The 21,586-nt window shown below is 60.2% G+C and carries 15 protein-coding genes and 1 pseudogene; 5 read left to right on the top strand and 11 right to left on the bottom strand.

The annotated features are described in order from the left end of the window. Positions 1 to 102: 102 nt before the first annotated feature. Both P792_RS34465 and P792_RS34460 read right to left on the bottom strand, forming a co-directional pair. Positions 103 to 1,284 carry a pyridoxal phosphate-dependent aminotransferase gene (locus P792_RS34465; protein ID WP_023979836.1) on the bottom strand — a complete coding sequence of 394 codons (1,182 nt, stop codon included), beginning with the start codon at positions 1,282 to 1,284 and terminating at the stop codon, positions 103 to 105. A gap of 92 nt (positions 1,285 to 1,376) precedes the next feature. Beyond that, on the bottom strand, positions 1,377 to 1,862 hold the full coding sequence (locus P792_RS34460; RefSeq protein WP_023979835.1) for a cupin domain-containing protein: 486 nt from the start codon (positions 1,860 to 1,862) through the stop codon (positions 1,377 to 1,379). Positions 1,863 to 1,986: 124 nt separating this feature from the next. On the opposite strand from P792_RS34460, the gene hpnD reads away from it, so the two are divergent. The 5 genes from hpnD (at position 1,987) to P792_RS34435 (ending at position 8,812) form a co-directional block, all read left to right on the top strand. Further along, on the top strand, positions 1,987 to 2,856 hold the full coding sequence (gene hpnD, locus P792_RS34455; protein ID WP_031241613.1) for a presqualene diphosphate synthase HpnD: 870 nt from the start codon (positions 1,987 to 1,989) through the stop codon (positions 2,854 to 2,856). A gap of 3 nt (positions 2,857 to 2,859) precedes the next feature. Beyond that, positions 2,860 to 4,140: a hydroxysqualene dehydroxylase HpnE gene (gene hpnE / locus P792_RS34450; RefSeq protein WP_023979833.1), complete on the top strand. Its 1,281-nt coding sequence runs from the start codon at positions 2,860 to 2,862 to the stop codon at positions 4,138 to 4,140. Positions 4,141 to 4,303: 163 nt separating this feature from the next. Continuing rightward, positions 4,304 to 6,226 (top strand): squalene--hopene cyclase, encoded by a 1,923-nt coding sequence (shc, locus tag P792_RS34445; RefSeq protein ID WP_235075548.1) that lies wholly within the window; start codon positions 4,304 to 4,306, stop codon positions 6,224 to 6,226. Position 6,227: 1 nt separating this feature from the next. Further along, positions 6,228 to 6,857 carry a phosphorylase gene (locus P792_RS34440; RefSeq protein WP_023979831.1) on the top strand — a complete coding sequence of 210 codons (630 nt, stop codon included), beginning with the start codon at positions 6,228 to 6,230 and terminating at the stop codon, positions 6,855 to 6,857. Positions 6,858 to 7,648: 791 nt separating this feature from the next. Further along, the gene (locus P792_RS34435) at positions 7,649 to 8,812 is read left to right on the top strand and encodes an iron-containing alcohol dehydrogenase (RefSeq protein WP_023979830.1); all 1,164 of its coding nucleotides are present in this window, start codon (positions 7,649 to 7,651) and stop codon (positions 8,810 to 8,812) included. Between the two features lie 26 nt (positions 8,813 to 8,838). On the opposite strand, the gene P792_RS34430 is transcribed toward P792_RS34435, so the two are convergent. The 9 genes and pseudogenes from P792_RS34430 to P792_RS34390 all read right to left on the bottom strand — a co-directional run. Beyond that, a complete protein-coding gene (locus P792_RS34430; RefSeq protein WP_023979829.1) occupies positions 8,839 to 10,017 on the bottom strand; it encodes a M20 aminoacylase family protein in 1,179 nt (392 codons plus the stop codon). A gap of 231 nt (positions 10,018 to 10,248) precedes the next feature. Beyond that, entirely contained in the window at positions 10,249 to 11,607 is a 1,359-nt protein-coding gene (locus tag P792_RS34425; RefSeq protein WP_023979828.1) for an NCS2 family permease, read from the bottom strand. Positions 11,608 to 11,808: 201 nt separating this feature from the next. Beyond that, the gene (locus P792_RS34420; protein ID WP_051395969.1) at positions 11,809 to 13,050 is read right to left on the bottom strand and encodes an ectonucleotide pyrophosphatase/phosphodiesterase; all 1,242 of its coding nucleotides are present in this window, start codon (positions 13,048 to 13,050) and stop codon (positions 11,809 to 11,811) included. A gap of 75 nt (positions 13,051 to 13,125) precedes the next feature. After that, positions 13,126 to 15,183 (bottom strand): AsmA family protein, encoded by a 2,058-nt coding sequence (locus P792_RS34415; RefSeq protein ID WP_235075542.1) that lies wholly within the window; start codon positions 15,181 to 15,183, stop codon positions 13,126 to 13,128. A gap of 280 nt (positions 15,184 to 15,463) precedes the next feature. Further along, positions 15,464 to 16,978: a glycosyltransferase family 2 protein gene (locus tag P792_RS34410; protein WP_023979825.1), complete on the bottom strand. Its 1,515-nt coding sequence runs from the start codon at positions 16,976 to 16,978 to the stop codon at positions 15,464 to 15,466. Positions 16,979 to 17,038: 60 nt separating this feature from the next. Further along, positions 17,039 to 18,841 carry a translation elongation factor 4 gene (gene lepA, locus P792_RS34405; protein ID WP_023979824.1) on the bottom strand — a complete coding sequence of 601 codons (1,803 nt, stop codon included), beginning with the start codon at positions 18,839 to 18,841 and terminating at the stop codon, positions 17,039 to 17,041. Between the two features lie 106 nt (positions 18,842 to 18,947). Further along, positions 18,948 to 19,955 carry a peptidoglycan -binding protein gene (locus tag P792_RS34400; protein ID WP_023979823.1) on the bottom strand — a complete coding sequence of 336 codons (1,008 nt, stop codon included), beginning with the start codon at positions 19,953 to 19,955 and terminating at the stop codon, positions 18,948 to 18,950. A gap of 15 nt (positions 19,956 to 19,970) precedes the next feature. Next, positions 19,971 to 21,143, bottom strand: a complete 1,173-nt coding sequence (locus tag P792_RS34395; protein WP_023979822.1) for a hypothetical protein — start codon at positions 21,141 to 21,143, stop codon at positions 19,971 to 19,973. Further along, positions 21,140 to 21,586: pseudogene (locus tag P792_RS34390) on the bottom strand (OmpA family protein); the annotation flags it as partial. The pseudogene P792_RS34390 and the gene P792_RS34395, both read right to left, overlap by 4 nt.

Below are 21,586 nucleotides of genomic sequence, written 5' to 3'. Positions count from 1 at the left end.
GGAGGCGGGGCTCTGCCCCGCGTCCCGGAAGGGGGATTGCCCCTTTCATCCCGGGCTTTCGCCCGGGCGCTCGTGGGGCGTAAGGCCCCATGAGGAAACGCGTCAGGCCAAAATCTGGTCGAGCGCGGCGCAGAATGCTTCCATGTCCTTCATGGAACCGACGCTGACGCGCGACATGGTGGGCCAGATGTCCCAGTTGCGGCCGATTTCGACCTTCTTGGCGGCGAAGGCCGTCTTCATCTGAGAGGCAGGCTTCTTCCAGTCCACGAGGAACATGTTGGCCTGGCTGCCGGGCACGATACGGATATTGCGCTTGGCCAGATGATCGAAGGTCATGCTGCGGGCAGCGATCATTTCATCGCGTCGCGCCTTGATCGCGTCGGCCTGGGTCAGGCTGACAGCGCCGGCGGCGAGGGCCACGATGTTCAGCATGGAGATCATGTTCGGACCGTCATAGCGCATCATGCGCTTGTGCAGGTCCGGACGGGCGAAGGAGAGACCGAGACGCAGGCCAGCCATGGCGAACATCTTGGAGAAGGTGCGCAGAACGATCACGTCCTTGCCCTGCTTCACCAGAGAAATCGCGCTCGGCGCACCCGAGAAATGGATATAGGCCTCGTCGACAATGATGACCGAGCCAGCAGGCTTGTTATCGGCCAGCCAGGCAATGTCTTCCAGCGGGGTGACAGTGCCGGTCGGGTTGTTGGGCGAGCAGATGTAATAGGCGCCCGCATTGGGGTCAGCCTTGAGCATGGCGCGGACATCGGTGGCGTAGCCGTTATGGGCCGAGAGCGGCACGCGCGTCAGCTTGATCTTCATCCAGTCGGCAGTACGCCAGGCTGCTTCATAGGTCGGGTTGGCCGTGACCAGTCCGCGTTCGGGTGAGCAGAAGGTCACGACCGATCGACAGAGCGGATCGCTTGACCCGGGCCAGGGCAGGATGTGCTCTTCGGAAATGTTCTCGACGGAGGAGGCGGTACGCAGCAGGGTTGAGCGCAGGTGATCGGGCTCATAGCGGTTGCCGAAAGGTACCTGGGCCTGACCGGCGGTGACGGCGCTCGGGAACGGGCCGGTCCAGCACTCATTGCTGCCGATGCGGATCATGTCGGGGTGGCCCACGAACGGGTCATCACCCGGCGCCTTGATGGCGGCGAAGGCAGATGAGCCGAACTGGGTCAGGGCGGCGCTCATGCCGAGCAGGCTTGTCAGGCGGCCAAAATGACGACGTGAATATCCACGTTCGAGCAAATCTTCCTTGGCTTCCTGGGTGAGGGGCGCGGTCATGAGCGTGTCTCCGGTGGCTTTGATACCGGCAAGGTGACGGCTATTCGTTACGCTTGTCAAATCATTTTCGACACGGAATTGCGTCCTGCCGGTCAGTATTCGTTCTTTTCCCCCTTCAGGGGGATGGAAGTCGGAAGATTATTGCCGCCTGCATAGGTAAGGATCAAGATTGTTGTCGTGTCGCCCGAGACTCCACGATGGGCATCGTTCACACTTTCCGCAAAAGCCTCGCCCTGATGGAACACATGGCTGGCGCCACTGGCCTTGTCCTGAATCGTGAGCTGACCCTGCAACACATAGCCTGCATTGGGCACCGGATGGGTATGCCAGGGCAGAGCCGTGTGGGGCGGTATGGTCAGGCGTATCATGCTCAGCGTCGGCGCACCGGGGGGATAGGCTGTATAGGGCTTGCCGTTCCATGAGCGGTCGGCCTTGAGCAGGTGATCGGCGTGGGCTGAAGCTGTTTCCTGCGCGTGGGGCTGACCTGCCACGAACAGCGAGGTCGAGACGACAAGGGTGAACCCGAGCAGGGCGCGTGCGCGTCGGCGGATGGGTGGTCTGACGATGGAGAAGGACATGGGGCGGGGCTCCGGAGGATGGGATAAGGGACGCGAACTGAACGTCTCCCGGGCCGCACGGATTTTGCTGTTTGACCTTTTGCAGGTAAAAGGCGCTGCACTTGGATGATACAGGGATGAAGCGGTGAGCGGGTTTCAACAGGAAGCGGTGCTGGGCTGTTCCACGGCCGATCTTGAGCACGTCCGTGCCATTGTAACCCGGGCTGGCACATCTTTTGCCAAGGGCATGAAGATCCTGCCTGCCGAGAGGCGTTTTGGCATGTTCACGGTGTATGCCTTCTGCCGCGAGGTTGATGACATTGCCGATGGCGATGTGCAGGTGCCTGATCGCGCACTGGCCCTGAAGGAATGGCATGCCCGTATCGATCGCCTTTATGAGGGCGAGACGCGCGATGCCCTGGACAGGGCTCTGGTTGCGACAATCACCCGCTTTGGTTTGCGCAAGGAAGATTTTGCTGCGGTAATCGATGGCATGGCCATGGATGCTGCAGGCCCGATCGTCGCCCCCGATGAGGTAACCCTCGACCTTTATTGCGATCGTGTTGCCTCTGCCGTCGGGCGTTTGTCCGTTCGGGTCTTTGGTGATTCATCGCCTGAGGCGGATCGCGTGGCGCATCATCTGGGGCGTGCCCTGCAGCTGACGAATATCCTGCGTGATATTCAGGAAGACGCCGATCGCGGTCGCCTTTACCTGCCGCGCGAACTGCTCGTGCGTTACAATGTGCCGACCGACCCGCAGGAAGCGGTGTATGCCGTCGGGCTCGACCCGCTGGCTCGTATCCTGGCCGTGCGCGCCAAGGATCATTTCCGTGAAGCAACACGCGCGATGAAGCGATGTGATGGTGTCGCGATGCGCCCCGCGCGCATCATGGCAGCCTCCTATCGCCCCATTCTGACAGCTCTGCTGCGCCGCGGGTGGCGTCATCCGGACCAGCCCGTGAAAATCAGCAAGGCAGCCCGTATCCTGCGCTCCCTCATTGCCTATTATCGCTGACCCATGACGCATGTGCATATCATCGGAGGCGGGCTTGCCGGTCTCTCTGCTGCAGTCGATGTGATCGGTCGTGCCGGCGTGACGGTCTACGAGGCGGGGCCAGCCTGTGGCGGGCGGGCGCGCTCCTATCACGACAAGGCGCTCGATGCGCGTATCGACAATGGCAATCACCTGCTGCTGTCTGCCAACAAGGCGAGTTTTCGGTATCTCGGGCTGATCGGGGCGGAAAAGACCCTTACCGGACCCGGAGCCCCGATATTCCCGTGGTTCGATCTCGAGGCGGGTCTTGGCTGGACGCTGCGCCTGTCGCGTGGCCGGTTTCCGTTCTGGGCGCTGTCCAGGGCGCGTCGGGTGCCGGGCATGAAGCTTGGCGAACTGTCCATGCTGGCCCGTATTCTCAAGGCGGGTCCGGATGAGACGGTCAGTGCCTTCATGGGCACGGGTATGCTGACCCATCGGCTTGTCGAGCCCTTCGCCATTTCGGCCCTGAACACACCTCTGGAGACCGCCAGCGCGTCGCTGCTGGCCGCGATCGTGCGCGAAACGCTCGCTCTTGGTGGCGAGGCCTGTTGCCCCTGGTATCCGGCCGAGGGGCTTTCGGAGAGTTTTGTTGATCCTGCCATCGCCCATCTGACCCGCCTGCAGAGCGAGGTTCGGTGTGGTACGCGTGTTTCTGGCCTCGACGTGGCACAGGGCCGTGTCACCGCGCTGCGTATTGGTAGCGAGACGGTAGCACTCGGGCCGGAAGACAAGGTGGTCTTTGCGGCCCCTTCACCCGTCGCACGCACCCTGCTCGGGCCGCATCTGCCCGGTTTCACAGCGCCCGATGCCTACGAAAGCATCATCAACGTGCATTACCGTCTGCCCGCGCCTGTTCAGGCACGAGGGATGCTGGGCAGGGTCGGTTTCGTCGGGCTGGTGGGTGGTGTTGCGGAGTGGATCTATCTCAAGGGCGAGATACTTTCCGTCACCGTAAGTGCCGCGAATCGCTATGCGACCCATGATAATGAGGCGCTGATTGCGACGATCTGGTCGGAGATCCGCCAGTCTGTCGGGCCGGTTGTGGCGGGTGGACTACCCGAGGCCGTGCCGCCTGTGCGGCTGGTCTGTGAGAAGCGGGCGACCTTTGCCGCAACACCGGCGCAGGACCGCATGCGGCCAGTTGCTCGTACTGCACTAGACAATCTGGCTCTGGCCGGAGACTGGACACAGACAGGGTTCCCTTCGACCATTGAAGGGGCGATCCGTTCAGGCGTCGAGGCGATCAGGGTTCTGGATCTCTGATAACCTGTATGCAGACAATGCTGTCTGTTGCGCGGAAAACTGTGATACGGGCATCTGTCATATCAACGACATATTCAAGCTGGGAAAAGGACAAGGGCGGACAATGTTGATCTATTCCGACGTTCTGGAGCGTCACGAAGCCGAAATTCCGGCCGAGGCGGATATGGGCCAGGTGCGTCAGGCTATCGATTCAGCCCATGCCGCCCTGTCGAACCGGCAGAATGATGATGGCCACTGGGTGTTCGAGCTGGAAGCCGATGCCACAATCCCGGCTGAATATGTGCTGCTTGAGCATTATCTCGATCGTATCGATGATGAGAAGCAGGCCCGTATCGGCAATTATCTACGGCGCACCCAGGGCTCACATGGTGGCTGGGCGCTTTATCACGATGGCGGATTTGACCTCTCTGCTTCCGTGAAAGCCTATTTTGCCCTAAAGGCGGTTGGTGATGATATCGAGGCGCCGCACATGAAGCGCGCCCGCGAAGCCATTCTCGACCGGGGTGGCGCGGCGCGCGCCAACGTGTTTACCCGTATCCAGATGGCGCTGTTCGGTGAAGTGCCTTGGCGCGCCACGCCGGTCATGCCGGTCGAGCTGATGCTGATGCCCAAGGCGGCACTCTTCTCGATGTGGAACATGTCGTACTGGTCACGCAGCGTCGTGGCGCCCATGCTCGTTCTGCGCACGCTCGAGCCACGTGCGATCAACCCGCGCAATATCCATATTCAGGAGCTTTTCATCACCCCGCCTGAGGAGGTGAAAGACTGGATCCGTGGGCCTTACCGCTCGATCTGGGGGCATGTGTTCAAGAAAGTGGACACCATGCTTCGACCGATCGAGCCCCGTTTTCCTGCGGCCTTACGCAAGAAGGCCATCAAGGTCGCACTCGACTTTATCGAGCCCCGCCTCGGTGAGGGTGGTTTGGGCGCGATCTACCCGGCCATGGCCAATGTGGTGATGATGTATCGCGGCATGGGCGTGCCCGATAACGACCCGCGCGTGGAGCTCGCCTGGAAGGGTATCCAGGAATTGCTGGTCAGCAATGGTGATGAGACCTATTGCCAGCCCTGCGTCTCTCCTGTGTGGGATACAGGGCTTTCGGGACTTGCGCTGGCCGAGGCATCATCTGGTCCCGATGCGACACGCCCCAAGGAAACGCGTGAAGCGCTCAGGCGCAGTATGGACTGGCTTCGCAAGCGCCAGATTCTGAACGTCAAGGGTGACTGGGCCATCAACTGCCCGGATGTGCGCCCCGGCGGCTGGGCGTTTCAGTACGAAAACGACTATTATCCCGATGTGGATGATACAGCCGTTGTCGGCATGCTGCTGAACCGCGAGGACCCCGAGGGAAACCAGGAGGCCATTTCGCGTGCTCGTGAGTGGATCGTGGGTATGCAGAGCACCAATGGGGGGTGGGGTGCATTCGATATCGACAATGATCTCGATGCGCTCAATCATATCCCCTTCGCCGATCATGGGGCTCTGCTCGACCCACCGACAGCGGATGTCTCGGCGCGCTGTGTTTCTTTCCTCTGTGAACTGGGCTTCCCGGAAGACCGGCCCGTGATCGAGCGCGGTCTGGCTTATCTGCGTCGCGAACAGGAGCCGGAGGGTTGCTGGTTTGGCCGCTGGGGTACGAACTACATCTATGGCACGTGGTCGACCCTCTGTGCGTTCAATATTGCAGGCGTGCCGCATGACGACCCTGCGGTCGAACGTGCTGTAGCGTGGCTTGAGAGCGTGCAGCGTGAGGATGGCGGCTGGGGTGAGGATTGCGCCTCATACGAGGGTGCGACACCGGGAGAGTATGACAAGAGCCTGCCGACCCAGACAGCCTGGGCCATTCTGGGGCTCATGGCCGTCGGACGTCGTGAGACACCGGCGGTCAAGCGCGGGATTTCGTATCTTGTTGCCCAGCAGAACGGTCAGGGTGAGTGGGAAGAGCAGCCTTATAATGCGGTCGGTTTCCCCAAGGTGTTCTATCTGCGTTACCACGGGTACAAGCAGTTCTTCCCGCTCATGGCGCTTTCGCGTTTCCGTAATCTCGGTCTGAGCAATTCAGGCCGCGTCGAGCACGGTTTCTGACATGCTGGGTGTGTTGGCCGGGCTGGAGGCTGAAGCACGCCTGATCAGGCCCCATGTACCGCAGTCACCCGTTGCGCTCAGCGGGGCAACGCGTGACGGCGCTCTGCGCGGGATCGAGCGGCTGCTGGCCGCAGGGGCGACGGAACTGCTATCTTTCGGTTGCGCGGCGGGTCTGGCGCCCGATCTGATGCCGGGAGCGATTATCATCCCGCAATGGGTGATGGTCGACGGGCAGCGCCTCAAGACCGATTCCGGGCTTTCGCGGCAATTTGGCGTAGGGTGCGACGGGGTGCTGCATGGCGGTATCCTGCACAGCGACACGATTGTTGCGACCGCGACCGAGAAAAATAGCTACCATGCCCAGACAGGCTGCCTGGGTGTCGACATGGAGAGTGGCCTCGTGGCGCGCACCGGCCTACCTTTTGCCGTGCTGCGCGTGATCTGTGATGACTCCCGGCGTGATCTGCCGCCTGCAGCGCTGGATGTGCTTGATGGAGGGCGTATCTCTCCCATGCGATTGCTCGCCAGTCTGGGCCGACAGCCCGGGCAGATACCGGCCTTGATGGCGCTTGGACGTGATGCGGCCAAAGCGCGGCGGGCCATGGCAGGATTTCTATCCGGCCTGTCCTGAGCAGATCTCGTCGCCAGACAGTGCGATCTGCATGGAATATTGGATCACTCGCTATGAGTTATCAGGGCCCAAGGTATGGGATACGCCCCTGCAATAAATAATTGTATAGTTTCCGAGTGTGAAATAATTGGAAACAAACGTTAAGGGTGGCGATACCGGGGAAGTTTTGCATCACGCTCCCGGTATCGCCACCCTTATGAACGATAATACTATGGCCGAAAATAGGCACTGATTTGTAAAGGCATCTTTTTCCAGGTTTTTTTGGTACCGTTTCATTGGCGCGCTTTATCTTGGAGAAATTCAGGATGTGATAATGTCGGTCAGAAAACAGCGCTCAAAGTATCACTGCCTCTGTATCGTCTCTCACTGCTGCTTGAGGGAAGCTCGAGGGCGCTTTTTGCGCGCTAGCGTTAGCAGGCCACACTGATGGCGTCTCTCGGTTCACTTGCTGCACTCTCGACGTCCACCAAGTCTCGTTATGAGAGGGGATGTTATAGATAACAAAATTATGAGATGTGGCTGTTTCTTCTGGCCTCCTGTTTGTCACCTGTGTCACGGTCCTCTTATGAAGGGATGATCCGGCGTTCGTTCTAGGCGTGATCGGGTTGTCCCGCGGCTGCTGGAACGTCATCGGTTATCCGGGCCTATGACCCCACATGCCGATGAAGGTCAGGCAATGTCATGTCCCGGAGCACCGGCTAAGGCCGATTGCTTCTCGGGAGGGCTGTGAAGCGCGTCGAGCAAAACAGTGGGGACAGTTCAGGGCCGCTTTCAAGGGGGAGAAATTCCTGATGAATATGCCTGCATTCTGCTTTCAGACCGTACCGACAATCAGGATGGAATGGGGAGGGATCTCTGGCCTCGGGCAGGATCTCAAAGGCAGATTTTCTGTGACCTCCGTGCTTCTGGTGACGGATTGCGGTCTGGCCCGTTCAGGCTTGCTGGAGCCTGTTGTCGCCTCTCTTTCTGCTGCCGGTCTGAAGATCACGCTGTTCGATGGCGTCGTTGCTGATCCCCCCGAGTCCGTATTGCTGGAATGTGTGGCCGTCGGTCGGAAGGCCGCCGTGGAACTGGTGCTGGGGTTGGGCGGCGGGTCATCGCTCGACGTTGCCAAGATGGCTGCGGTGCTGCTCGGCACGACCCATCAGCCTCTTGCAGACATGTATGGTGTGGATCGTGTCGAGGGCAGGCGGTTGCCGCTCGTCCAGGTGCCGACCACTTCCGGGACCGGGTCAGAGGTGACGAATGTGGCAGTCATCACCCTCGATGGAACGAGGAAGAGCGGTGTGGTCGCCTCGCAGCTTTTTGCCGATTATGTACTGCTTGATGCCGAACTGACGCGCGGTTTGCCGCCTCTCCAGACGGCGGCGACCGGACTGGATGCGATGGTCCATGCCATAGAGGCCTATACAGGCAAACGACGCAAGAATCCTGTGTCGGATCACCTCGCCCGATCGGCCCTGCGTTTGCTGGGCAGGAATCTGGTTACAGCATGCCGGGAACCCGAGAATCGCCCTGCGCGCGAGGCAATGTTGCTCGGCGCCATGCTGGCCGGGCAGGCCTTTGCCAATTCACCGGTTGGTCTCGTTCACGGCATGGCTTATCCGCTTGGCGGGTATTTCCATGTGCCGCATGGTTTGTCCAACGCACTGATGCTTGCTCATGTGCTCCGGTTCAACATGCGTGAAGCGGCCAGGCTCTACGCTGAACTCGGCGATGATCTTGGCGTGACGCAGGGCGGTACATCCGCCGAAAAGGCAGAGACATTCATTCGCTTTCTGGAAAATCTGATGGATGAAAGTGGTCTGCCGCGTCGTCTGCGCGATGTCGGGGTCACCGAGGAGTCGCTGCCCGCTCTGGCCGCGGATGCGATAACCCAGACCCGTGTTCTCGTGAACAATCCTGTCCCGATCACCGAGAATGAGATGATCGGGCTGTATCGTCAGGCGTTCTGAAAAGCGCAGAAATCTCGTTCTGTGCCTCAGGCGGCCGGAGCGAGATAACGTTCCACGAGGCCGATGAAAAGAGCTGCGCCGGGGAGGATGTTGTCGTCGTTGAAATCGAACCCGCCATTATGGAGCGGGGTGCCGTTGCAGCCCTCGGTACCATTGCCGATGAACCAGTAGCAGCCATTGGGATGCGCCTGCAGCATGAAGGCAAAATCCTCGCTTCCCATGAAGGGCGGGCTGTCATGGCAATGATCTGCTCCGAACAACGCGGCGGCGGTGCTGCGGGCAAAGTCGATGGCCTTGCCGTCATTGACCAGTACAGGGCTGCCATTCAGATGCTCGACCATGGCTGCGCAGTCATTGGCGGCTGCCGTATTGGTGGCGATGTCCGTAACGCGTTTGAGAACCAGCTGGCGGACTTCATCGGTCATGGTGCGGATGCTCAGAAGCAGCTCGGCCTTGTCAGGGATGACATTGGCCGCACTGCCGGAATTGAGCGCACCAATCGTGACCACGGCAGGCGCGAAGGGATCGACATTGCGCGAGACGATACTTTGCAGGGCCAGTACCAGCTGGGCAGAGGCGACGACCGGATCATGCGACTTTTGGGGAAAGGCACCATGACCGCCCGTACCCTTGAGCGTAATGCGAACGGTATCCGAGGACGCCATGCTGGCATTTTTATGGAAATAGAAATTACCGCTGGGGAAGCCGGGCATGTTGTGCTGGGCAAACAGGATATCGCAGGGGTATTTCTTGAACAGCCCGTCATCGATCATGCGGCTTCCGCCACACAAAAGTTCTTCGGCAGGCTGGAATATCAGATGCAAAATACCATCGAAGGGCTTTTTTTCGGCAAGATAGCGTGCGGCGCAAAGCAGCATCGTGGTGTGGCCATCATGGCCGCACATATGGGAAACGCCTGACTGGGCGCTCTGCCAGGGCAGATCAGTCTTTTCGAGAATGGGGAGCGCATCCATTTCGGCACGCAGCCCGACAACCTTGTTGCTGGTTCCATGGCGCAGCGTGGCGACAAGACCAGTGCCGGCAAAGCCACGTTCGATCGTATAGCCCCATGACTGGAGCTTTTCAGCAACGATATCGCTGGTGCGTTTTTCATCAAAACCGAGCTCGGGATGAGTATGCAGATCATGCCTCAGGCCAACGAACTCATCCTTGAATGACGCAAGATCCTTGAGAAGGGTAGACACTGTTGCAGCCTCTTTCATTCATGCGGGCCTCTGGCAATGGGGCCCTGCTTGACTGAGTCAACGATTATCGAGGCGGAGTGGTTGGCGCTGGCGGGGTATCACAAGATGACGATCCGCCAGTCTGTGCCGGTTTGCCGTGCCGACGGGACGGCGAGGGGTACGGATCACACAGCACATCCTGTGGATGGGCTGTGTGATGGCTGAAGGCCAATGGCTGATCAGGTCTGGTATTCAGCCCTGACCGAGCCCCGTTCGGCTGATCAGGATGAGATAGAACAGGAATACGGCATCGAGCCCGAGCACCATTGGGGTGAGGCGGACAAACTGCCGCGTGACGACGAGCATGAGGGAGTAGAACAGCAGCCCGAGCGCAAGGCTGATCATGAAATTACCGGTGAGCACGGCAATGAGCAGCATGAAGGCCGGCGTCAGCAAGGCCTCCTGCGAATGGTTGGCGGCCTGCCCCAGAGCAGAAAGCATCGAGAGGCCGACGAGGATGAGCACCGGTGCGGTAGCCTCGGGGGGAATCATGACGATGAGCGGCCAAAGTACAGAAGAGGCAGCGAAAAGCAGTGCCACGACCAGCGCTGTCAGCCCCGTCCGACCGCCAGCCTCGACCCCCACAAGGCTTTCCACATAGGCCGAGACCGTGCTGGTGCCGAGTGCCGAGCCGATGATGCTGGCAGACCCGTCAGCCGCAAAAGCGGCGCGCCCCAGCAGGGTGGTGCCATCAGGCTTTGTCAGACGTGCCCTGTTGGCGACACTGTACATGGTGCCTGTCGCATCGAAAAAGTCGCTGATCAGGAAATAGAGCGTGATGGGCAGCAACAATTCAAGATGGGAGAAGAAATCTCCGAAGTTGAACGGGAAAAGCAGGTGGGTGGGATAATGGGGCCACTCGACCACCTGGCCTGGCAGGCTTGCCATAGGATGGCCGTTCTTGTGCACAAACAGGCTGACAAGGGTGACGGCCAGAATGGTGATAAGCATCCCGGCAGGGACGCGCATTACCATGAAGACACCGGCCAGAAACACGCCGAACAATGTCAGCAGCACTGATGGGTCGCTGAGGGCGCCAAAATGAAATCCATCGCCTGCCGGGACGGCAAGCCCACCTGTCACCATGCCGATACGGGCAATGAAGATTCCGATAGCGACCTGAATGCCGAGCACGATCGGTTCGGGAAAAGCCTGGATGATGCGATGCCGGAGTTTCGTTACGGATAGCGCGGTAAATGCCACGCCTCCGAGCAGCACGATGGTGAACGCCGTGCGCACATCGACATGCATCTGTTTGACCACGATCTGGGCAAAGATTGCATTGCTGCTCATGGCGGGGGCCAGCGCAATGGGCATATTGGCAAACAGGGCCATGAGCAGCGTGCCGCAGATGGCTGCGGCAATGGTGGTCATGATCATGTCATGCTGGGCGAGCCCGGCATTGGCCATGATGGCAGGGTTGACCGCCATGATATAGGCCATGGCACCGAATGTCGTGAGACCAGCCAGCACTTCGCGCTGAATGGTCGAGCCGCGCTGACCGATACTGAAGCGACGTTCCAGCCAGGAGGAAAAGGGAGAGGCAGACACGTAGGGCGGGCTCCGGGCAGGAAAGGGGCGTCGCGTTCTTCTAGGTGGGCAGGGGGCGTGACGACAAGGGGTATGAGGCGTCTCCCGCCGGTTCCTGCATCACGACCGGTGCGTCCTGTTTCATCTCACGACCGGGATGCCATCCAGACGGCTAGGCCATCAGACCGGTAGCTCACCCGCAAAGCGGTTTGACGAGCGAAGTTATTGGATCGCGCGATAACTGTCCCGCAGGCCGCTCTGCAGGGGAGTGAGCGTGCCGTCATTGTTTTCAGGCAGCAGGCCAAGAAGCATCATGACCAGTGGATAGACATCGACATTGTCGATGGTGGGCAGGGTCTTGTGCGGAACGAAGGCCGGGCCTGCTGCGATGAAGGTGGCCAACATGTCCGGGGCCTGGTTGTCGTAGCCATGCCCGCCCTTCGAGATATGATCATGGGCATCGCGGGCAAGCGTCCAGCCATTTTCAGCCAGGCAGAGCCAGGCAGGTACGCGTGGATTGGTGCCGTAATGCAGGCGGGGCGGGATCTGGGTCTTGGGCCAGCAGGTTACATGCTCATGAGGCGCGGACAGGGCGCGGGCAAGCTCGCGTTCGTGCCCCGGAACAGGATTGATGCCAGCATAAGGGCCTGCTGTGACCACGTTCATGGCCTGTGCCGGCGCAAGAGCACCAAGGGAAATAACGCGTTGGGGGCTGAGCGCCGTCATGCCGTGATCAGAAACGATAATGAGATTGGCTTGGACGTGACGTTGCTTCAGGCCAGCGATCAGGACTCTAAGTGCGTCATCGACTTCATGAATGGCCTGTCTGGTTTCGGGCGCAAAGGGGCCATCCACATGGCCGTGATGATCGACCCCGTCGAAATAGAGCAAAGACAAGGCCGGACGCTTTTCAGCAGGGCGGTCGAACCATGAAAGGACTGTCCCGACGCGCTCTGTCGGCGTGATCTTATGGTCGAAATGGTACCAGATTTCGGGGCGCGTGTTGAGAATGGGGACATCCGAACCCGGCCAGAAAACAGAGGCACTCATCAGACCATGCATCTGGGCCGTGACCCAGGCCGGTGTGCCGTTATTCCACCATCGTGGATCATCGACGCCGGTATGATGCCCCACACTGAAGGTCTCGCCGGGGATATCCGGGTCCGTCATGGTGTTGCCAACCACGCCGTGATGATCCGGGCGCAATCCAGTGACCAGCGTATAGTGATTGGGGAAGGTGATTGACGGGAAGGAGGGGCGCATCGGCGCGAACACCCCCTCATCCGTCAGACTGTCCAGCACCGGCGTCTCGCCATGATGAAGGTAATCGGGCCTGAAGCCGTCGATTGAGACCAGGATAACGGGTGGCAGGCCGCTCTGGATGTCTGTTTTGGCAGGTGTGGCGGGAGTCTCGCAGCCAGCCAGACAGAACAGAGCGGTGAGGAACAGGGATTTGCGCGCCATCCATGCAGACTGGCAGGATGGCGCTTGCTGATCAATCGTGATGATGCGGGTGACGCCCGATATCACGCCCCTGTCTCAGTTCTGCTTGAGGCGTTCCTTCCAGACAGAATGGATCTGCTTGCGACTCAGCTTCTTGCCTTGGGGCTGCGACGCGGGGGCATTGGGCTGGACGGTTGCAGCGCCAGCGCCGGTCGTGCTCCCCGGCTTGATCCCGGCAGCCGGGTTGGCGTTGGCCTGACCCAGCGCATCCTCACATGCACTGCCCTTGCCGACACCAAACTGGATGGTGGGCAGGAGGGCCGCCGGAGGGAAGGCGATGGCCAGCCCAGCCGTGGCAGCGGCACGGCCGATGATTTCGGCCCCCGGCATGATCGTCGGGCTCTTGATCGGGCCGCTGATATTCACGCGCCCGGGGAACGAGAGGATGTTGAACGAGGTCGAGCGGGTCGTGACGTGATAGTCCAGCGTCTCGTTGCGCAGATTGACGGTTCCGCCACCCAGCGTGCGGGTATTGTTTGTCATGAGCAGCAGGGAGTTGGTGCTCAGGATACCCTGACGCAGCGGCATGTCCGCAATGAAGCATTTCAGGTCGGAGCGCTGGGGGATGCCGAGTGCCGAGAGAATGGCACTGCCCACCTTGAGCCCCATGAGGTCGGGCAGAAGCGCAGAGACATCACCACCATGATCGACCACCAGCGTGACGCCACCATCACCATGGCCGAGGAGCGAGGCAATGGAGTTGCCGGTTGCGGCAAGGGTAATATGGCCACCAAGCGTGCCCTCACCCTTGAAGGTTTCTGTAGCCTTCATCAAACGCTGGATCGACAGGCGCGACACGTCGACCTTGAAATGGGTCTTGAACTGGCCATTCGCGACGGGATCGAGCGCACCGGACAGGCCCAATGTGCCGTTGCCCACGGCGAAATTGAGCTTGTTGATCGTGATCGCACCGTCCTGCACAACGATATCGGCCACGATATCGTCAAGTGGCATATCCTTGTTTTCGATATGGTCGCCCTTATAGACGAGATGCGCATTGACCGAGTTCAGCTTCGGGACGTTGATGGGCGTCGAGGGAAGGATACGGTCGCTTGTCGCGGCCTTCTTGCTCTCTTCATGACCGGGCTTGGCTCCAATGAACCCGCCGAGATCCTTCAGATCCACATTGTGCGAATGCAGGTTGGCATCGACCGTGATGGGCTTGGTTTGAGGATCGACAGCAATCGTGCCGCCGATATCCGATGAACCCATCTTGCCGGCAAAATTGGTGAAGCGGATATGGGCCGCCGTGTAATCGAGATTACCCGAGATGCTGTAAGACGGCGTTTGTGGGATGGGAATTCCCGTCAGGGCGTAAAGCAGCGACATGTCAGGACCTGCGAAATGCAGGACGAGTTTCGTGCCCTTGAAATGCAGGGGGTCATCAACCGAGCCGCGGAGCGTGACATAAGTGGGTCCGTTTTCCAGTCGGGCATCAATAGGATAGGGACGGGTGGAATTGGTGAGCGTCAGGAGCGAGCCACCCACAATATGGCCGGAGATCGGTGCCTGCGCATAGCGCCCCTTCAGATCGACGACGATGGTACCATCCTGATCACCCTTGGCCGGCGTCGTATGAAGCAGGACATGCATATCCGTCTTCAGCTTGGCCATGGCGACGCGGATATCGCCATCGGTGATCGTCACCGTGCCGATTTTGGGCAGAGGGGTAGATTGCTGCGGCGATGCGGGCTCGGGCTTGGCGTTCGGATCGGTGAACGTATAGTTATTGCGCCCGTTGGCCAGCGCGACGATATCGCCCTTGGGCGTGTCGAGCGCGATCAGAGGCACCTCAAGCCCTTTATGGGTAATGTAATGCCAGACATTGACGGCCACCGTCGCTTTTTTGGCGCTGGCGAACAACTCTTTTTCTGACTCGAAACCTTCGGGCTGATGGATCTGAAGGTCATCGACCGCGACTGTTGTCGTCAGGCCAAGTCGGACATGCAGGTGAGCAATGGTGACGGGACGGTGCAGGGCTGCACTGGCACGCCGGTTGACCAAGGGTACGAACCAGTCCCAGTTCCACAACAGAATGAGCAGTACGAGAATGACTGCAAGTGCGCCTGATATGATGGCAAGCGCTCTGTGCACAGGGCGTCGCCGTGGCGGGTTCGGGGGGTTTCCGGTTTCTGCCACGGTCTGTGCCTTTCTGCTGCCTAGGGACGCCGATAAGAACAGAGGAGGCAGAAGGGCGTATCGTCGGAGCCGTTTTCCCGGCACCCGCGATGCAACAACCAACACGCCACCCCTGTCCGGGGTGATCCGTTGATTACGAGATTGGCAGAAAGGAGTTCCGGAGAAGCCTTATGGCGGCTTTGTCAGGTAGCCGGGAAAACCCGCTGGTCAGTCGCCCGGGATTCGCGTTTCGGTCTCAGGCCTGGGCGAGCCACGGCGGAATCAGGCCGGGATAACGGGTCTGGAGCAGCCCCCGCTTGGAGGTGGGCAGGTGGGCAATGGCACAGGCTATGGCATCGGCCTGAGGCGCCCGCAGCAGATCGAGCCCGAGGCAGAAATCATGAAGCGTGTCGCCATAACTGCGCAGGGCATGGAAGGGGCGGATGCGCGATAGGATAGATTGCGCGGGTGTTACGGGCTGGGGGGTGAGCCTGAGCGATGCCGTCGGCTCGAGCGCCATGGCGCCGGTTTCGTCACGCGAGAGCCATTGCGCACTGGCTGGGAGGAAGAGGGCCATTGCCTGCGCGTCATCATCGCATGCGTCTGAATGGACGGGCACCCAGTGGGTGAGGAACGCACCCGGCGCTGTGGGGGCTGTGTCGATGGCGGAGGGCAGGAGAAGGAAGCCATTCGGCTGAGACAGATCGTCATCCTGACGGGCCTCGACATGCTCCATGACGAGCAGGACCTGCTGCCCCTCACTCGTGACGTCACCAGCCGGAAGGAAGGTCAGGCAATGCGAGAGGGGATCATAAGCCAGTGTCTCACCGGCCGATGTGACGAGTGAGGCAAAACGCAAGGGACGTGGCGAGGTCATGCTCTGATGACTGCGTATGCTCAGCGAGGTGTCAGGCATGAAGCTCAGGCTGTTCTCCTGAATATCCTTGCGCATGCGCCAATAGAACGTATCGAGCATGACCCGCCCGAGACGGGCCGCGTATTCGCGAGTAGCCGCCAGGAAACGCCGGGGTTCGAGATCCTCGACCTCGTTGCGGTTGAAATGCGACCACAAATCGGGTGTTGCCTGACCTGGAGTGGGGAGTCGGGCAAGGCGGCTGGTGTAGTGTGTCAGATTGCGCGTCAGGTAATGCAGGATACGCGCACCCTGCCAGTTTACCGGGGCCTCGGGGTCGAACAGGGTGCCATCGGCCCGGTAATAACGCTCCGACGCAATAGCCCAGTGACAACCATCGATGAACTGCCCGGTGAAGCAGTCAGGGCGAATGAATGTCTTGCCTGGACGATGATCCGCGAATTCCAGCGGCGCACGTCGCGTATAGGCAGAGGTCGGCGACTCGGTCGGGCGGGTAACATGGCCGTTGGAGCCGAAAATGGACCAGTTGAGAAAGATGCCGTCGGCCTGATCGAAGCGGGACAGAAAGCTGCTCATATCGGGAGCGGATTCAGGAGAGACGTATTCGTCGCTCTCGAGGCAGATCACCCAGTCGAACCGGTTCCGGCAGGACTCGATGGCAAGGCCGTAAGCATCGGATCGACGCTCGGCGTAAGAGGATTTGTCGTCAGGGCGAGTGCGCTGCGGCTCGACGGGCAAAATAGACGCTGCGTTCTGAATGACATCCCATGTGCCATCGGTGGAATGATCGTCAATCACGATCAGCGCATCGAAGCCGACCGCCAGATGATGGGCCATCCACCAGCCGATATCGTCAACATCATTCTTGACGAAAACGATCGCAGCAGTGGAGGCCATCGGAGAAATCCTTCTTTTCTTGTTATTCCTGCGGCAACCCTGGGAAGGGTCAGGGAAGTCTCAATCCATTTTCAGCGCGGCGAGGAAGGCGCTCTGCGGAATTTCCACCTTGCCGAACTGACGCATGCGCTTCTTGCCTTCCTTCTGCTTCTCCAGAAGCTTGCGCTTGCGCGAGATATCGCCGCCATAGCACTTGGCCGTCACGTCCTTGGACAAGGCACCCAGTGTCTCACGCGCGATGATGCGTGAGCCGATGGAGGCCTGAATAGCGATCTTGAAGAGCTGGCGGGGGATCAGATCCTTGAGCTTACCGCAGATGGCACGGCCACGCGTTTCAGCAACGCTGCGATGGGCAACGAAGGCGAGGGCATCGACGGGTTCCTGATTGACCAGAATGGAGATGCGCACGAGATCGCTCTCCTCATAGCCATCGATCTGATAGTCGAAGCTGGCATAGCCGCGCGTCAGTGACTTGAGGCGGTCATAGAAATCGAACACCACTTCGTTGAGCGGCAGGCGATAGACAGCCATGGCGCGGTTGCCGACATAGGTCAGATCCATCTGGATGCCGCGACGTTCGCTGCAAAGCGTGAGCACGCTGCCGAGATATTCGTCCTGCACCAGAATGGTGGCCTTGATCCACGGCTCCTCGATCTTCTCGATCTTGCCGGGGTCGGGCATGTCTGCCGGGTTATGCAGATCTTCCTGCGTCCCGTTGGTCAGGTGCATCTTGTAGACCACGGACGGCGCGGTTGCGATCAGGTCGAGATTGAACTCGCGCGACAGGCGCTCCTGGATGATCTCCAGATGCAGCAGGCCAAGAAAGCCACAGCGGAAGCCGAAGCCAAGGGCCGCCGAAGTCTCTGCCTCGAAATGGAACGAGGCGTCGTTCAGGCGCAGTTTAGCAAGCGAATCGCGCAGCTTCTCGAAATCATCGGCGTCGATGGGGAAGAGACCGCACCACACCACAGGGATAGAGGGCTTGAACCCGGCCAGAGGCTTGTCGGCAGGGGTGCGATCGAGGGTAACGGTATCACCCACCGCCACATCGGCCACCGTCTTGATGGCGGCATTGATATAGCCCATCTCGCCCGGGCCAAGGGTTTCGACTGCGGTCATCTTGGGCAGGAACACGCCCACCTGATCGACGTGATAGGTCGAGCCAGCCTGCATCATGCGGATCTTGTCGCCACGCTTGAGCGTGCCTTCCATGATGCGCACGAGAATGATGACGCCGAGATACGGGTCATACCAGCTATCGACCAGCAGAGCCTGGAGCGGCTTGCTGGCATCGCCCTTCGGTGGGGGCAGACGTGTCACGAGCGCTTCGAGCACGCCTTCAATGTTGAGGCCGGTCTTGGCCGACACCTCGACAGCGTCATCGGCCGGGATGCCGACCACTTCCTCGATCTGGGCGCGCACGCGCTCGACATCGGCGGCAGGCAGATCGACCTTGTTCAGAACCGGAACGATCTCGTGATTGGCGTCGATCGCCTGATAGACATTGGCCAGTGTCTGGGCCTCGACGCCCTGCGAGGCATCGACCACCAGAATGGAGCCTTCACAGGCCGCAAGGGAGCGGCTGACCTCATAGGCAAAATCGACATGGCCCGGTGTGTCCATGAGGTTCAGGATGTAGGTCTTGCCATCCTTGGCCGGGTAGGTCAGGCGCACGGTCTGCGCCTTGATGGTGATGCCGCGCTCCTGCTCGAGCTCCATATTGTCGAGCACCTGCTCCTTCATTTCTCGTGCCGTAAGCGCACCGCAGGCCTGGATCAGACGGTCAGCCAGCGTGGACTTGCCGTGATCGATATGGGCGATGATCGAGAAATTGCGGATCTGGGAGAGGGGCGTGCCGGTCATGGCGCGATACATAAGCGATTGCGCCGTTCTTGTCATTGGGGAGAAACCGCCGCCATACGATTTCTCCCTGACGTTTCATTGCCTGTTCAGGTCTGCTTTGAGGCCTTCAGCGATCGGTCAGACGGAATTCGATGCGGCGGTTACGGGTATAGGCGGCTGCCGTATTGCCTTGGTCGAGTGGCTGGTAATCCGAAAAGCCGGTCGCTGCGAGATGATGCGGGTCCACGCCCTCGCGGATGAGCACCTTGACCACGGTAATTGCACGTGCGCTGGACAGCTCCCAGTTGCTGGGGAAGGCGGTATGAATGGGCTGCTTGTCGGCATGGCCATCCACGCGCAGAATCCAGGGAATATCGGCCGGGATCTGGCTTGAGACCTGCTTGAAGGTATGGGCCAGCGCCGCAATTTCCTTTTCACCCTCTGGCGTCAGATCGGCGCTACCCTGAGGAAAGAGAATGGAGCTCTGGAAAACAAAACGGTCACCAACGATCTCGACGCCTTTCTGATTTTTCAGGACATCCCGAAGGCGACCGAAAAACTCCGAGCGGTAGCGCTTGAGCTGATTGACCTTGTCGGCCAGCGCCACGTTGAGCTTGTTGCCCAGATCCGTGATCTGCTGGTCGCGTGCCGTGACATCTTTCTTGGCGATATCCAGCGCCTGGCCAATGGCGAGCAATTGCTGGTTGAGCTGTTCGAGCTGTGATTTGAGTTCGGCAATAGTGGCCTGATCGGATTGCGTGGCCTGACCGGCAGCGGCGAGCGCCTGCTCCTTTTCGGCAATGGTGCCATTTAGTGTGGCCAACTGCTGTGTGAGCACATCAGCCTGACGGTTGGCACTGTCGCGATCGGTCGTGAGGCTCGCTACCATCGAGCTAAGCTGCGTGTTCTTGGCCTCTGTCATCGACAATGTCTGCTGCAGGGCAGCAAGTTGCTGGCGCAGGGCATCGAGCGAGTGGGTGCGTTTGCTCAGGGCCACGGACAGGAATTGCTGGCCCAGCACAAAAACCAGCAAAACGAAGGTGACCACCATGAGCAGCGTGGAGAGGGCGTCCACATAGCCGGGCCAGGCATTGAGTTCTCCGCCGTGGGAGCTGCGTCTTGAGCGTCGTGCCATGAGAGCCGCCTCGCCTTATTGCGCCGAAGGGGGGACGACCGTTGACCCGCCGGGGCTGGTGGCGGCGATGGTGCGCGCCAGAACGCGCAGATCATTGCGGATCTCGCCAGCCATCTGGGCACGGCCGCTGTGAAGCTCGTCGATCAGCCGTACGATATGGCCCTCGATTCGGCTGAACTGCTCGCGACTGTCCCTGGCGTCGTTGAAGGCTGCCGTGCCGGGTGTCGCTGCCTCGCCGACATGCTTGAGGAACGGACCAAGGAGGGCCTGCCCCTCCGCCACACGGTTCATCATCTTCTGGTTCGACTGGAGCAGGTCCGTCATGGCCTTGAGGCGCTCCTGCAGCCCGTCCATGACCTGAAGCTGCTGCATGCGGCTCTCTTCGCTGCGCGAGACAACATTCTGTAGGGTTTCGAGATTCTCGGCAGTCTGTTCCAGCAAGGCCTGCACATAGGCGGGCACGGAGGCATCGCTCCCTTCGATCAGGGTGCCGCCCTGCTTGGTGATACCGACCAGCCATTCCTCGACTTCATTGAAGAACCGGTTCTGGGCCTGACCGGCATTGAGATCGAGGAAGCCAAGGATGAGCGCTCCGGCAAGACCGAACATCGAGCCTGAGAAGGCGGTGGACATGCCCTTGAGCGGCTCGGCGAGGCCGGTTTTGAGCTGGCCAAACATGGCGTCGAGATTGCCATCGCCCACACTCATGCTGCCAATCACCCCGGCGATGGAGCTGACCGTGAGCAGCAGGCCGTAAAACGTGCCAAGCAGGCCCAGATAGATGAGCAGGCTGGTCATGTAGCGCGAGATGTCGCGGGATTCATCAAGGCGGCCCGAAAGACTGTCGAGCGTGGCCTGAGCCGACTGGTGCGACAGGCTTAGCCGACCTGTCGCCGTGCGGGCCGCGAGATTACGCGCCAGCGCCCCAAGCAGGCGAGGAGGCTGGGGCTGGGCGAGGCCGGTGCGGTTCACACGCAGCTGATCGACCCATTTCACCTCGGGCATCAGACGCAGCACCGTGCGCAGATTCCACAGGATGCCAATGACCAGTACACCGAGAATCAGCCCATCCAGCGCCGGATTGGCAAAGAAGGCGGCATAGAGCGTCTTGCTGAGCAGGGCGGCTACGGCTGCGACGAGGACCAGAAAGATCCCCATGCGCAGGAGGTAAAGGGTGGGGCGGGTCATGGCGTGGGGGTCCTCGATGCGGTTCCGAACTGGGCTTCAGAAATCGGGGCCGGTACGGCACCCTCGGCGACGATGTCGAGACGGTCTGCCGGTGCCGTGCCGGGCTTAGCCAGACCGGTGGCACGCGGATAGATGCGCGTAGTAGCCACGCCTTCGCGTATCAGAATGGAGCGCACGACCAGTGCTCGGGCAAGCGCAATACGGCGCGGGGTGGAAAGATCCTCATTTGTGCCGCTGGCCGAGGCCCAGAGCGTGACACGCAGGGTGGGCTTGCCTGCCAGCACCCTGGCTTCATCGCGCACGGCATCGATCATGGCCTGACTCATGCCGCTGCTATTGGTATCGAACAGCACACGCAGGCCATTTGCCTGCTTCTCGACCTTGCCCTTCGATGCCGGGTCGGGTTTGACCTCCTCCGGCGGGACAGGGGGGTGGGTCGGTAC

This window comes from Asaia sp. SF2.1, from assembly GCF_000505765.1.
Taxonomy (GTDB): domain Bacteria; phylum Pseudomonadota; class Alphaproteobacteria; order Acetobacterales; family Acetobacteraceae; genus Asaia; species Asaia bogorensis.
This window is presented reverse-complemented; position numbering and strand designations above follow the sequence as displayed.

Coding starts and splice junctions, on each gene's coding strand:
- P792_RS34465 (WP_023979836.1), bottom strand. CDS start 1,284: ATGACCGCGCCCCTCACCCAGGAAGCCAAGGAAGATTTGCTCGAACGT.
- P792_RS34460 (WP_023979835.1), bottom strand. CDS start 1,862: ATGTCCTTCTCCATCGTCAGACCACCCATCCGCCGACGCGCACGCGCC.
- hpnE (WP_023979833.1), top strand. CDS start 2,860: ATGACGCATGTGCATATCATCGGAGGCGGGCTTGCCGGTCTCTCTGCT.
- shc (WP_235075548.1), top strand. CDS start 4,304: ATGGGCCAGGTGCGTCAGGCTATCGATTCAGCCCATGCCGCCCTGTCG.
- P792_RS34440 (WP_023979831.1), top strand. CDS start 6,228: ATGCTGGGTGTGTTGGCCGGGCTGGAGGCTGAAGCACGCCTGATCAGG.
- P792_RS34435 (WP_023979830.1), top strand. CDS start 7,649: ATGAATATGCCTGCATTCTGCTTTCAGACCGTACCGACAATCAGGATG.
- P792_RS34420 (WP_051395969.1), bottom strand. CDS start 13,050: ATGGCGCGCAAATCCCTGTTCCTCACCGCTCTGTTCTGTCTGGCTGGC.
- P792_RS34410 (WP_023979825.1), bottom strand. CDS start 16,978: ATGGCCTCCACTGCTGCGATCGTTTTCGTCAAGAATGATGTTGACGAT.
- lepA (WP_023979824.1), bottom strand. CDS start 18,841: ATGACCGGCACGCCCCTCTCCCAGATCCGCAATTTCTCGATCATCGCC.
- P792_RS34400 (WP_023979823.1), bottom strand. CDS start 19,955: ATGGCACGACGCTCAAGACGCAGCTCCCACGGCGGAGAACTCAATGCC.
- P792_RS34395 (WP_023979822.1), bottom strand. CDS start 21,143: ATGACCCGCCCCACCCTTTACCTCCTGCGCATGGGGATCTTTCTGGTC.